Here is an 11949-nt window from a genome sequence, read left to right as displayed (position 1 = left end):
GTCGCCCGACCACGTCACACTACAAAGATCTACCCGGTCGAATGAGCATGACCATCCAGATGACAGTTCCCAGCTCCCTCGAGATCACGGTTGCCAGCTCCTTCCTTCCCGAGCCCGGTTGCCCCGCTTCGGTCGTCATCGATCGGGACGCCGGCGCCATGCTCGAGCGCGCGATCCTCGCTGACCACCTGCTGCTCGAGTCCGCGGAGCTCGGCTACCTCGAGGCCCAGGCCATCAACCTGATCGCGGCGGCGCGGACGACGTGCTCCGTCCGACGCGCCTGACCCGGGCCTTCACATCGTCGAGCATCAGCAGGAGCCCAAGCACACCCGTGCTCGCCACGGAGACGATCTGAGCGGCCACATCGACCGGTCCCAGCCCGTCCAAGTGCTGCAGGTGGTACGCCAGGTGCGGGACCGAGAAGACGACCCAGGCGATGCCGACCGTCCGGCTCGCCGCCAGCGCAGCATCCCCGCGCAGGAACGCAGCAAAGATCGTCGCCGCCGCAAGCCCGAGGTTCAACGTGCCGACATCACGGATCAGGTGCTCGTTGTAGGCGCCGTCGATCGAGATCCAGATGAACCCGAGACCGGGGAATGAGTCGTAGAAGCTCTGGGGTGCGAATGCCGACCACCCGCCGACGTAGAGCCCCAGGAACGCTGTGACCGCGAGCAGCGTGCGTCGAAGCGGGGGCGTCATCGGATCACGCCCACGGCGATGAAGATGGGCGACAACGAGAAGCCGCCGGCAACCACCACCGCCAGTGCGGCGCCCGTGGCGCGTGCAGCGAATCGCCGCCGTGGTGTTCCCGTCAGGCCGAGGGTCTGGGCCGATGACCACGTGCCGTGCCAGAGGTGGAGGGCCAGGGTCGCCATGGCGACGAGGTAGATCGCAGTCATCCACCAGGTCTGGAACGTGTCGACCAAGAGGTCGTACGGGTCGTTGGTCGGTCCGCCGGTGACGTTGACCCTGCCGATGCTGAAGTTCGCCAGGTGCCACACGAGGAACACGAAGATCGTGAGGCCGCCCCACCGCATGGTCCGCGACGCGAAGGTCGAGGTGCGCCGGAGGCTGGCCACGTACGGCGTGGTCCTGGCACTGGCAGCTCGTCGCCACAGCACGACGGCTGCCGTCACGTGCACCACCAGCGCGGCGATGAGGCCGACGCGCATCAGCCAGAGCAGTCCCGTACGCGGGAACAGTGGCTCGCCGAGCACCCGCAGGTGCTCGGCGTAGGCGTTGTACGCGTCGTGCCCCTCGAAGGCCTTGAGGTTGCCGTACATGTGGCCCAGCACGAAGGCGATGAACGCCAGCCCGCTGATCGCCATGGTGATCTTCAGCCCGACGGTCGAGGTGAGCGCCGTTCGACGTCGAGACGATGGTGGACGGGGGGTGGACAGAGTGGATGCCATGCTCGCGAGCCTGACGTGCGCACGGCCTGCTGCCGCGGGTCATTCGACCTGCCGACGTCCGGGTCGATCGACCGGGGCGTCGGGAACCCCGGCGCACCGATGGTGGAGCGGTGGAGAACAACGAATGGGCCCCGACCAAGGTGGTCATCTCGCGTCGGCTCCGCCTGAGGCCGTGGACGGAGGGCGACGCCGCGTCCGCGCTGGTGATCTTCACCGCCCCAGCCGTGGTGTCGTGGCTCGCTCCGGGTTTCACGCCCCCGGCATCCGTGAGAGAGATGGGTGCGGAGCTCGAGCGATGGGGCGAGGAGACGCGCACCGCTCGGGGGTGCCTCGGCAGGTGGGCCATCACCGACCGCACCAGCGGAGTGGTGGTCGGATCCGCCAGCCTGCAGAACAACCCGCACGGTGGACCGGACCTGGTGCTCGGCTGGGCTCTGACTCCTGAAGCCTGGGGCATGGGCTACGCCGCGGAGGCAGGTGATGCCCTCATTCGATGGGCGTTCCACGAAGAGGGTGCACCTCAGGTGTTCGCCATCGTGCAGTCACGCAACAGGCGAGCGACTGCGACCGCAGAGCGCATCGGCATGGAGTGGGTGTCGGACCTCGGACGGTCCCCGGATCACGCCTACCGCGTGTACCGGATCCGTCATGCCGACCTGCGGGTGGAGGAGGAAGTTCATGAGCACGCTTGAGCACGTGGTCGTCGTCGGAGGTGGCGCGGCGGCAGGCAACGCCGTTGTCTCGCTCAGGGAGGCCGGCTGGGACGGGCACCTGACGGTACTTGCGGCCGAGCCACACCCACCGTACGAGCGACCGTCGTTGTCCAAGGGTGTCCTCGTGTCCGGCGAGGATCCCGACTCTGGACTCGTGAAGCCCGCCAGCTTCTACCGCGACCACGACGTCGACCTGCGCACCGGGGCAGCAGCGCTGGCTCTCGACGTCGGTGCCCGCACCGTGAGCACCCGTGACGGCGAAGTCCGTTACGACAGCCTGCTCCTCGCCACTGGGGCTCAGCCAAGGAGACTGTCACCCGATCTCTTCCGGCCCGACCCGAGCGACGGCGCTGCCGTCGCCTACCTGCGCACCAGCGAGGACAGCCTGCGGATCCGGGCCGCCCTCGAAGGGGGTCATCGCATCACCGTCATCGGTGGCGGGTGGATCGGCCTCGAGGTCGCGGCTGCCGCACGAGTCCACGGGTGCGAGACCACCGTGCTCGAGCGTGGAGCCCTGCCTCTCGCAGGCGTGCTCGGAGCCACCGTGGCGCAGCGCTTCGCAGAGGTTCATCGCGCTCATGGAACGGACCTGCGCACTGGAACGGTCGTCGACTCCGTCGACGCAGGCACGCTAGGGGCGACCGTGCACCTCACCGACGGCTCCGCCATCGAGTCTGACCTCGTCGTGGTCGGCATCGGAGCAATCCCCGACGTCAGCCTTGCCGAGCACGCACGGCTGACCACCAGCGACGGCATCGTGACGAACGCGCGGCTCCAGACCTCGGCACCCGACGTGTACGCGGCGGGCGACGTGGCGTCCGCACTCCATCCCACCTACCGGCGCCACCTTCGCGTGGAGCACTGGGACAACGCAGTACGCCAGGGCCGACACGCCGCAGCCAACATCCTCGGAGCCCATCAGGACTACACGCGCACCCCGTTCTTCTACACCGACCAGCACGAGCTGAGCATGGAGTACGTCGGGCTCGTCGGTCCGGGATCGGTCGACGACGTCGTGATTCGCGGAGACATCAGCTCGACCACGTGGTCGGCGTTCTGGATGGACCACGACACGGTCGTGGCGGCCATGCACGTCAACGACTGGGACACGCTCGAGCCCATCAGGGACCTGGTCGAGACCCGGCGACGTGGTGTCAGCCGCCAGCGTCTGGCGGACCCAGGACGTTCCCTCGACGACGTCTGGCTCTGACCGACCTCACACCGAAGCCGGTTACCCGGTCATCATCGAGGACGTTGCACCGACCGGAGGATGGGAACATGGACGCAGACGAGACCGTCGCGGGACTGCTCGAGGAGCGCACGCGCCTGCTGGCCATCGGCTACCGCATGCTGGGCAGCCGCGCGGAGGCCGAGGACGCCGTGCAGGACACCTACATCCGCTGGTACCGGATGACCGACGCCGAGCGGAACGCCGTGCGCGTGCCCGCCGCGTGGCTGACCACGGCCATGACGCGCGTGTGTCTCAACGTCCTCGCCTCGGCGAGGCACCGACGTGAGAGCTACGTGGGGGAGTGGCTCCCCGAACCGGTTCGCCCGCATTCGTCCCTGGGCGAGACGGCCGCCCTCGTGGATCCGGTCGAGCAGGCGATGCGCGCCGACGAGCTCACGATGGCCCTGATGGTCATGCTCGAGGCGCTGACGCCCGGTGAACGCGTGGTGTTTGTCCTGCACGACGTGTTCGGCTACTCCTTCGACGACGTCGCCGGCATCGTTGGGCGCACCTCCCAGGCGTGCCGCAAACTGGCCTCGACCGCGAGACGACACATCGAGGAGGAACGTCGCCGGGGCGCCACGGTCGAGCAGCACCGCCTCGTGGTGGAGTCGTTCATCTCGGCGTGCATGACCGGCGACGTGGCGGCCCTGGTGGCGCGGCTCGACCCGGACGCGGTGGCGACGAGCGACGGCGGCGGCCACGTGCGCGCAGCGTTGCGACCGATCGTCGGTGCGGACCGGGTCGCCCGCTTCCTGCTCGGTGGCCTCAACAAGTCCGCAGACCTGAAAGCCACGCTGGAGGAAGACGCCGGCGAGACGCGACTCGTGCTGCGCCGCGGCGACGAGGTGGTCGGTGTGGCGTCCTTCGAGGTCGTGGGAGATCGGATCACCCAGGTCTGGCTCATGTTGAACCCGACCAAGCTCGCCACGTGGCAGAAGGACGTGGACGAGGCACGTCACACATCGGCGCCCGATCCGGTCGAAGGTGCATGAACACCACATCGAACCGCTCCCCGCACCTGACGATCGCCGTGGCAGGCGGCACCGGCACGGTCGGTGCGTACGTCGTCGACTACGCCCGCGCCAAGGGCCACGACGTGGTCGTGCTCAGCCGCAGTACCGGGGTAGACCTCATCGAGGGCACTGGACTCGCCCGGGCACTGCGGGGTGTCGACGTGGTCATCGACGTCTCGTCCACCCAGACGCAGAAGGCTGACGAGTCACGCAACTTCTTCGGCACGGTGACGCGTCATCTCCTGGCCGTCGAGAAGGAGCTGGGAGTCTCGCACCACGTGGCGCTCTCGATCGTCGGGGTCGACGACGCGCCGGAGGGCTACTACGCGGGCAAGGTCTTGCAGGAGGAGCTCGTGATGGCGGGCGAGGTCCCGTGGACGATCCTGCGCGCGACCCAGTTCCACGAGTTCGCCGAGCAGATCTTCGGCGCCGTCCGCCTCGGCCCACTGGTCGTCGTGCCGAAGATGGTCTCGCGACCGGTCGCCGCGCGAGAGGTCGCCGCCCGGCTGGTCGAGCTCGCCGAGTCGGGGCCGTCTGGACGTACCCGTGACCTGCGGGGGCCCCGCTCGGAGTCGATGACGTCGATGGTGCGCGGCTACGCGCGAGCGGCGGGACTGCGGGGCAGCGTCGTCGCGCTGCCGCTCCCGGGCGTCCTCGGAAAGGCGATGCGCGACGGCACCCTCACGGGCAGCGACTCTGCCGAGTCCGCAACTGAGACGTTCGACGACTGGCTGGCGGGCATTCGTCCCTCCTGACGGCGCGAGCCGTTCGACCCGGCACCCGAGGGCGTCGAACGACTCGGGCGCCGAGGGGCTGCTCGAAGAAGTATCGCGGGGGTGACCTCGAAAGTCTCGGCGAGAGCCGGAACCGCGCTGCACGACACGCCCTTCGTGAAGCGGCTGGAACGAGCCAGGCTCACTCGTGCAGTGCGGATGGCCGACCTCAGGCTCACCTACCTGCTCGGGGCGATCAGCATCGGGTGCTTCACAGTTCTGGTCGTGACCGGCGGGCTGCTGATGACCTGGTTCGATGCGTCCAGCGAGCCGGTGGCGTACGACGGCAGCTACGCGCCCATGCGGGGTGTCGAGGTCTCCGAGGCCTACGCGAGCGTCCTGCACATCTCCTTCGACGTACGTGCCGGACTCGTCATCCGCCAGGCCCACCACTGGGCCGCGCTCCTCCTCCCCGCGTCACTGATGCTCCAGCTCACCGCGACGTACTTCCACGGAGGGTTCCGGCGTCCCCGGCGGGCCGCGTGGGTCTTGCTGTGCACGGCCTTCCTGGCGGCGCTCGGAGCAGGGTGGAGCGGCTATGGACTACCGGACGACCAGCTGTCCGGAACCGGCCTCCGTATCTTCGAGGGCATTCTGCGCGGGCTACCCGTCGTCGGGTCGTACGCCTCGTTCGTCGTCTTCGGAGGTGAGTTCCCCGGCCGGATCATCGAGAACCTGTATCCGCTGCACGTCGTCGTGTTTCCTGTCCTCGCCGCCATCTCGCTGGGTCTCCGGGGCTTGCTCCTGCGGCGCACGCCTGACCACGTGCGCACGGGTGCCGTCCGCGAAAGGCCGGTCCCGGTGGCCGTCGCCCGGCTGGTCGCGCTCGGGATCGGCTTCCTGGCGACCGGATGGATCGTCCTGATGGCGGGGCTGTTCGCCGTCAACCCGGTGTGGCGCTACGGACCGGCGTCGGGGAGCCGGGCATCCGCCGGGAGCCAGCCGGACTGGTACACCGGGTTCCTCGACGGCGCGCTGCGCCTCGCGCCCAGCAACTGGGACGCAATGATCGCCGGCTGGACCGTCCCGCTGGGCGTCCTGGTCCCGCAGGCAGTGGCAGGCGGTCTGGTTGCGGCCATCTTCCTGTGGCCGTTCCTCGAGCCGCGGCTCGTACGGTCCGGCTCCACGCCCGAGACGTCGGACAGGCCACGCGACCACCCGACTCGCACCGCATTCGGGGTCGCCGGCCTCACCCTCTTCACAACGCTGCTCGTAGCCGGTGCCTCCGACTGGATCGCCATCCAGTTGCACATCGCCTTCGAGATCCAGGTGTACGTCCTGAGGGTTGCCGTACTGGCGGGGCCATTTGCTGCCTTCGTGGTCGCCAAGCTCGTCTGCCGCGGCCTCGTCGCCCACGAATGTGAGGTGAGAGCTCACGGAGCTGGGCCACACGCCTTGGTGCGCGATCCCGCGGGAGGGTACGCCGACGTCCCCGTCAGCGGCACGGAAGACCGGACGGGGACGGGTGACGACGACGGCACCGTTGCCCGGCGCCACGTGGGCTAGTTGGTGCCCAACGGCTCGAGTCCGACGACGAAGAAGAACATCAGACCGAGGGTCACGATGCCGATCGCAAGACCGAGAGCGTACGCGCGTCGCTCCACGCAGATCACCTCCTCTCCTGGCGGGTCCCAGCTGGTGCCGGGGTTTGCCGGCTCACGCCGCGAACAGCGCGACTGCCGGCGGTGAGATCCGCTGACGGTCGTGCACGACCACGTCGAGCAACTCACCGCCCGGTCGCCGGCAACGACCTGCCAGGCGGAGCCGAGCACTGAATCCCACAGGATCCAGGTGCAAGTGCTCCACCCGGCACGTGAGGTCGAGAACGACCGCGCGCAGCTCACCGATGACCCGCTCCGCCTCAGAGTGGGACCGGGGACAGTGCCGCGCGTCGAGGAGCTCGACGGCACCGGTGTCCCACACCGTGTACAACGTCCGGGCCACGTGCAGGTGCCACCGAGCCCGGTGTCGTGGCAGTCCGGCGCTGATCGTCAAGCGATGCGGGAGGACCAGCACAGGCGCATGGCGCGTGGTGAGCATGGCACCGACCTTGGACCGTCTCCTCCCGCCCGGTCCCAGTCGAACGACCCAGCGTCGAGCCAGTCGTTCGACGCGGGTCTCGGGTGCGATCCCCAGCGGAGCATCGGCGTTCAGAGCCCATCAAGCCCAAGGAGCAACGATGCCCACGCACGCACGAATTGTCCTCGAACCGGCAGCCCAAGAGCTCGCCGATGCGACCGCCAACCCGCCCTACCTGTACGAGCTGGGTCCCGCCGGCGCACGCAAGGTCCTCGACGACCTCCAGGCCGCACCGATCGAGAAGCTGCCGGTCGACGAGGAGTGGTTCACCGTCCCGGTCGCCTACGACGGGGCGAACGACGTGCAGGTCCGCATGGTCACGCCGGTCGGGCACGGCGACGGCACGGCTCTGCCGGCGGTGCTCTACATGCACGGTGGAGGCTGGGTTCTCGGCAACGCCATGACCCACGACAGGCTCGTCCGTGAGCTCGCGGTCGGCGCGGGCGCGGCAATCGTCTTCGTCGAGTACGCGCGCTCACCCGAAGCGGCGTACCCGATCGCCATCGAGCAGGGGTACGCCGTCGCGCAGTGGATCACCCAGCACGGTCACGAGAACGGCCTCGACCCGCACCGACTGGCAGTCGCCGGCGACTCCGTCGGCGGAAACATGACCGCAGCCCTGACCCTGCTGGCCAAGCAGCGCGGCGACGTCTCGTTCCTTCACCAGTCGCTGTACTACCCCGTCACGGACGCCGCCATGGACACGCCCTCCTACACCGAGTTCGCAGACGGTCCGTTCCTGCGCGCCGACTCGATGGCGTGGTTCTGGGACAGCTACACCACAGACCCCGCGGAGCGCGCCCACCCCACCGCGTCCCCGCTGCGCGCCTCGCTCGAGGACCTCGAGGGCCTGCCGCCCGCCTACGTCTGCGTGGACGAGGCCGACGTGCTCCGCGACGAGGGCGAACGGTACGCCGCGCGCCTGCGCCAGGCAGGCGTTCCCGTCGTCGCCGTCCGCTACGACGGCATCCACCACGACTTCATGATGCTCAACCCGCTCAGCGAGACCAACGCGGCGCGAGCCGCGATCGACCAGGCGATCCACGTCTTGCGCATGGCACTCGGCAAGGCCTGACGTCCGCCCTCACCCAGCAGCTCAACCACCGTCCATCAACCAGACAGGAAGTGACATGCGCGTAGCAGTAGTAGGAGGGGCCGGATTCGTCGGCACCCGGGTGTGCAAGCGGCTCGAGGCACGCGGGCACGAGGCCGTCGTCGTCGACCTGACCACGGGCGCCAACACCATCACCGGCGAAGGACTCGACGAGGCGCTCCTCGGAGCGGAGGCCGTCATCGACGTCACCAACTCGCCGTCCATGGAGGCCGACGCCGCCGCGACCTTCTTCACCACCTCCGCCACCAACATCCTCCAGGCGGAGAAGTCACTGGGGATCAAGCACCACGTGCTGCTTTCCATCGTGGGGGCCGAGCGGGTTCCCCAGAGCGGCTACCTGCGGGCCAAGGCCGCCCAAGAGGCGGTCGTCGCCGAGTCGGGGGTGCCCTACTGCACCGTCCGCTCGACGCAGTTCTTCCCCTTCATCGGGCAGCTCGTCGAGTCCCACCGCGCGGGCTCGACCGTACGCGTGCCGCGCACACGGTTCCAGCCCGTCGACGTCGACGACGCGGCCGACTACCTCGTCGACATGGCCACCCACGCCCCGATGAACCGGCCGACCGAGATCGCCGGGCCCGAACAGGGATGGTTCGAGGACTATGTTCGCCGGCACCTGGCCGGACGCGGAGATGCCGCTGAGGTCGTCGTGGACAGCGATGCGCCCTTCTTCGACTCTCCCGTGGGGGAGCACGACCTGATCCCCCACGACAGCGACATGAGGGGCGCCACGACGTACACCGACTGGGCTGCTTCAGACTCCCGCGTGTGAAGCAGCGTGAGCCCGACCCGGTCCACGGACTCGGTCGGGCTCACCCACGCGAGGAGAGACGCACGGTCAGCACGCCCGCTCGCGGGTTCAGGAAGCCGAGCGTGTGCGTCCGTCGTGGCTGCGGTTGAGCGCGTCGCGCAAACCAGCGCGGGAGCGCACTCCCAGCTTGGGAAAGATGTTGTAGAGGTGACCGCCAACGGTGCGAGGAGACAGGAACAGGCGCTCGCCGATCTGCTTGTTGGACAGCCCCGCAGCGGCAAGCATCGCAACCTTGGCCTCCTGCTCGGTCAGCGGGACGTCGACGAGGGGAAGCTCGAGGTCGCCCATCTCCGAGCCCTCTACGCCGTCACGTCGAGCGTCAACCGCGGATCGGTACCGCTGCGCGACCGCAGCCCAGCCAGGGGTGCCGAGAGCGTCGAACATGGTGGCCGCTGTGGTGAGCACCTGGCTCGACTCGGACAGCTCGCCGGCGTCGAGGAGCAGTCGTCCGTATCCGAGCCTCACCCGGGCCGATTCGAACCGGTGCGTACTTCCCCGGGTGCTGGCGACGAGCTTGCGCAGGGCGATCAGTCGTCCGTGATCCTGCCCCATGGCCCGCAAGTAGTCGAACGAGATGCGCTCACCGGGGTCTCGGCGCCGCACTGCGGGCGAGATGAGCTGATGACGGGCTGTACGAAGATCCTGCGGCACCTCGGGGTGTTCCAGGCCGTCTGCCAGGTCGAGCATCCACACCGCGGGACAGGCACCCCCGTCGAACGCACGATTGTCGGACTCGGTCACCGCAGCGAGCACGGCGTCGGCGTCGTCGATCTGCAAGGCGGCGTGGAGGAGCGCGTGCCGCGCGCTGACGGCGATGCGCTCACATCGTCCGGTCACGGGGTCCGACAGGACGTCCAGGGCCGAGGCGCGCGCCTGCTGCACGTCTCCGGAGAGCGCAAGGCCCATGGCGCCGATCGCCTGAGCACCGAGCACGATCGACCGCGCGCCGCCTGTGCGTGCGACCTGACCTGCTCGACCCGTCATTTCGAGGGCCTCGACCCATCGAGAGGCGCGGAGGAGCTGGCCTGCGTGTACGCAGTCGGTCACTGCGCTCGCGAGACGGTTGCCGGGACGACGTGCGATGACCGGGGCGACGGTCGCCCATGAGTGTTCGGGCAACACCGCGCCGAGGAGCGCCTGCGTCAGGTCGTCGATGACCGTCCGCGCTGCGGTCGGCCGCTCGAGGTCGACAGTCGCGAGCTCTTCCGAACCGACCATTGCCGCCGCCACGGCGGTCGCCACCCGATGAACTCTCGATGATGTGGAGTTCGAGGCGAGCTGGTGCCAGCGCCTCCACGCCTCGACGTCGTGGGCGAGGACATTGATCACCGCGAGCGCGATGAGTGCTCGCTCGGTCGACACATCGTCGGCGGTCACCGCCAGGGCTCTGAGCGCCAGGCTGCGCGCACCCTGCAGGTCGCCGTGCACGAGGGCGCGTGCGATCGCGGCACCGACCATCGCCTCCGGATCATGTCGCAGGTCGGTCCGCTCGTCGGTGATGAGCTGCTCGGCGAGGATGAGGTCACCTGCGAGCGCTGCCGTCGACAACGCACGCCCGTGCCGGCTCCCGGACTCCTCCTGGTCGCCGTGCGCACAGAGGTTCGCACTGGTGAGATGAGCATGGACGACCTCGCCCGTAGAGGCGTAGGTCGCCCCCCATGCCCACTGAGCGAGTGCCGCTCCATGGTCATCCTGCGCCCGCGCGCGGTGAGCGGGCCGGTGCTCGTCGGCAGTGGCCGCGTCGTCGGCCGCGAGCGTGTGCGCACGGCTCAGGAGGCCCGCGTCGCACCCTTCGAGAACGGCTACCCGGTGAACGGGGGAGCGGAACCGGAGGCGACCACCGCCCACGGGTCTCATCATCACCTGAACGAGGTCGTCCATCTCGTCGAGGGCGAGGTCACCTCGACGGACCGCCGCAGCGGCCAGGACGTGCTGCGTGACCGCGGTCGCTCCGCGGAAGCGAGCCGTCAGAGCGGAGTACTGCTCTGGCAACCGGACACGCGGCAAGACGCCGGCGGCCGTGTCGCCGCCATCTCGGAGGTCGTGCGCGCCCTGCACCAGCAGCGCCAGGTTGCCCTCCGCCAGTTCGACGACACGGTCCACGGAGGTCGGGGCGGCCCAAGGAGCCCGGGAGGACACGAACGCGAAGGCGGTCGCGTCCGAGACAGGATCGACGTCGATGACCGCAGCGACGCTCGCCAGGGCCGGTTCGTCAGTCGCGAACGCCACGCGTACGTACGGGGTGGACGACGCCGCGACGGCCCATCGCAGTGCCGTGGGGCCGTCCATGTGCGGCTTCGTGCGTGGCGGGAGCACACCGTCGTCATAGACGTACAGCGTTGGGCTGCACACCTCCGACAGTTCGCCTTCCGTGCGGGCATCGAGACTCAACGAGGGAAGGTGGCGGACGTGGAAGCCCTCGCTGCGCGCGGAGCCGACGAGCCGGCTCAGGAGCACCGTGCGTCCCGAGCCCAGGTCGCCGCGCAGCAACAGGACCTCAGCCTGCCCTCCTCCGAACAGGTGCTGTCGCGCCGACTCCAACTCGAGCGAGCGCACCGCCGAGAGCGCTCCCGCCGGCCCCAATCCGGGTCCTGTGCTGTGCTCCCCACTGATGATCACACCGGGACCATGACAGGCAAGCGGATCAGTCCGCATCGCATGCTGGTCATGTCCAGTAGTTACCCGCGGTTCCACGCCATCCGAGGCACAGTCGGCTTCTCGTCCGACAGGCTCGGGCACGACGAGCCTGGCTGGAGCGTCGGGTGGCCGAGTCAAACGACTCGGGCGTTGCGGCGTGACGTCG

Annotated in this window: 12 protein-coding genes; 8 read left to right on the top strand and 4 right to left on the bottom strand. The window is 69.1% G+C overall.

Annotated features, from left to right (window positions below):
* Nucleotides 1-47: 47 nt before the first annotated feature.
* Nucleotides 48-284: a hypothetical protein gene (locus BLV76_RS18730; protein ID WP_175539749.1), complete on the top strand. Its 237-nt coding sequence runs from the start codon at nt 48-50 to the stop codon at nt 282-284.
* On the opposite strand, the gene BLV76_RS18725 is transcribed toward BLV76_RS18730, so the two are convergent.
* Together BLV76_RS18725 and BLV76_RS18720 are read right to left on the bottom strand one after the other, a co-directional pair.
* Nucleotides 235-699, bottom strand: a complete 465-nt coding sequence (locus tag BLV76_RS18725; RefSeq protein WP_175539748.1) for a hypothetical protein — start codon at nt 697-699, stop codon at nt 235-237. The genes BLV76_RS18730 and BLV76_RS18725 overlap by 50 nt on opposite strands.
* Nucleotides 696-1412, bottom strand: a complete 717-nt coding sequence (locus BLV76_RS18720) for a succinate dehydrogenase cytochrome b subunit (protein ID WP_090971077.1) — start codon at nt 1410-1412, stop codon at nt 696-698. Before BLV76_RS18720 ends, BLV76_RS18725 begins: the two co-directional genes overlap by 4 nt.
* Before the next feature lie 110 nt (nt 1413-1522).
* Between BLV76_RS18720 and BLV76_RS18715 the strand changes: the two genes are divergently transcribed.
* The 5 genes from BLV76_RS18715 (at nt 1523) to BLV76_RS18695 (ending at nt 6651) form a co-directional block, all read left to right on the top strand.
* Nucleotides 1523-2104, top strand: coding sequence for a GNAT family N-acetyltransferase (locus BLV76_RS18715; RefSeq protein ID WP_175539747.1), 582 nt, complete (start codon nt 1523-1525; stop codon nt 2102-2104).
* Nucleotides 2091-3335 (top strand): NAD(P)/FAD-dependent oxidoreductase, encoded by a 1245-nt coding sequence (locus BLV76_RS18710; RefSeq protein WP_090971075.1) that lies wholly within the window; start codon nt 2091-2093, stop codon nt 3333-3335. The genes BLV76_RS18715 and BLV76_RS18710 overlap by 14 nt, the downstream gene beginning before the upstream one ends.
* Nucleotides 3336-3403: 68 nt before the next feature.
* Nucleotides 3404-4351 carry an RNA polymerase sigma factor SigJ gene (sigJ, locus tag BLV76_RS18705; RefSeq protein ID WP_090971073.1) on the top strand — a complete coding sequence of 316 codons (948 nt, stop codon included), beginning with the start codon at nt 3404-3406 and terminating at the stop codon, nt 4349-4351.
* Complete coding sequence (locus tag BLV76_RS18700; RefSeq protein ID WP_090971071.1) at nt 4348-5127, top strand: SDR family oxidoreductase; 780 nt, start codon at nt 4348-4350, stop codon at nt 5125-5127. Before sigJ ends, BLV76_RS18700 begins: the two co-directional genes overlap by 4 nt.
* A gap of 177 nt (nt 5128-5304) precedes the next feature.
* On the top strand, nt 5305-6651 hold the full coding sequence (locus BLV76_RS18695) for a cytochrome b (RefSeq protein WP_090971069.1): 1347 nt from the start codon (nt 5305-5307) through the stop codon (nt 6649-6651).
* A gap of 150 nt (nt 6652-6801) precedes the next feature.
* Here the strand turns inward: BLV76_RS18695 and BLV76_RS18690 are convergent, their stop codons facing one another.
* Nucleotides 6802-7185, bottom strand: coding sequence for a hypothetical protein (locus BLV76_RS18690; RefSeq protein ID WP_090971067.1), 384 nt, complete (start codon nt 7183-7185; stop codon nt 6802-6804).
* Nucleotides 7186-7324: 139 nt separating this feature from the next.
* On the opposite strand from BLV76_RS18690, the gene BLV76_RS18685 reads away from it, so the two are divergent.
* Nucleotides 7325-8299 carry an alpha/beta hydrolase gene (locus BLV76_RS18685; protein ID WP_090971065.1) on the top strand — a complete coding sequence of 325 codons (975 nt, stop codon included), beginning with the start codon at nt 7325-7327 and terminating at the stop codon, nt 8297-8299.
* Between the two features lie 55 nt (nt 8300-8354).
* Nucleotides 8355-9107: an SDR family oxidoreductase gene (locus tag BLV76_RS18680; protein ID WP_090971063.1), complete on the top strand. Its 753-nt coding sequence runs from the start codon at nt 8355-8357 to the stop codon at nt 9105-9107.
* An 87-nt stretch (nt 9108-9194) separates the two neighbouring features.
* Here BLV76_RS18680 and BLV76_RS18675 read toward each other — a convergent pair whose 3' ends face one another.
* A complete protein-coding gene (locus tag BLV76_RS18675) occupies nt 9195-11702 on the bottom strand; it encodes a helix-turn-helix domain-containing protein (protein ID WP_175539746.1) in 2508 nt (835 codons plus the stop codon).
* Nucleotides 11703-11949 lie beyond the last annotated feature (247 nt).

Source organism: Nocardioides exalbidus, assembly GCF_900105585.1.
GTDB classification, from domain to species: Bacteria; Actinomycetota; Actinomycetes; order Propionibacteriales; family Nocardioidaceae; genus Nocardioides; species Nocardioides exalbidus.
The sequence above is the reverse complement of the archived record's forward strand: the minus strand, read 5'-3'. Positions and strand labels throughout refer to the sequence as shown.

What these genes read in the sequence shown, in the direction of transcription:
- BLV76_RS18730 (WP_175539749.1), top strand. Translation starts at nt 48, where the DNA reads ATGACCATCCAGATGACAGTTCCCAGCTCCCTCGAGATCACGGTTGCC.
- BLV76_RS18725 (WP_175539748.1), bottom strand. Translation starts at nt 699, where the DNA reads ATGACGCCCCCGCTTCGACGCACGCTGCTCGCGGTCACAGCGTTCCTG.
- BLV76_RS18720 (WP_090971077.1), bottom strand. Translation starts at nt 1,412, where the DNA reads ATGGCATCCACTCTGTCCACCCCCCGTCCACCATCGTCTCGACGTCGA.
- BLV76_RS18710 (WP_090971075.1), top strand. Translation starts at nt 2,091, where the DNA reads ATGAGCACGCTTGAGCACGTGGTCGTCGTCGGAGGTGGCGCGGCGGCA.
- sigJ (WP_090971073.1), top strand. Translation starts at nt 3,404, where the DNA reads ATGGACGCAGACGAGACCGTCGCGGGACTGCTCGAGGAGCGCACGCGC.
- BLV76_RS18700 (WP_090971071.1), top strand. Translation starts at nt 4,348, where the DNA reads ATGAACACCACATCGAACCGCTCCCCGCACCTGACGATCGCCGTGGCA.
- BLV76_RS18695 (WP_090971069.1), top strand. Translation starts at nt 5,305, where the DNA reads ATGGCCGACCTCAGGCTCACCTACCTGCTCGGGGCGATCAGCATCGGG.
- BLV76_RS18690 (WP_090971067.1), bottom strand. Translation starts at nt 7,185, where the DNA reads ATGCTCACCACGCGCCATGCGCCTGTGCTGGTCCTCCCGCATCGCTTG.
- BLV76_RS18685 (WP_090971065.1), top strand. Translation starts at nt 7,325, where the DNA reads ATGCCCACGCACGCACGAATTGTCCTCGAACCGGCAGCCCAAGAGCTC.
- BLV76_RS18680 (WP_090971063.1), top strand. Translation starts at nt 8,355, where the DNA reads ATGCGCGTAGCAGTAGTAGGAGGGGCCGGATTCGTCGGCACCCGGGTG.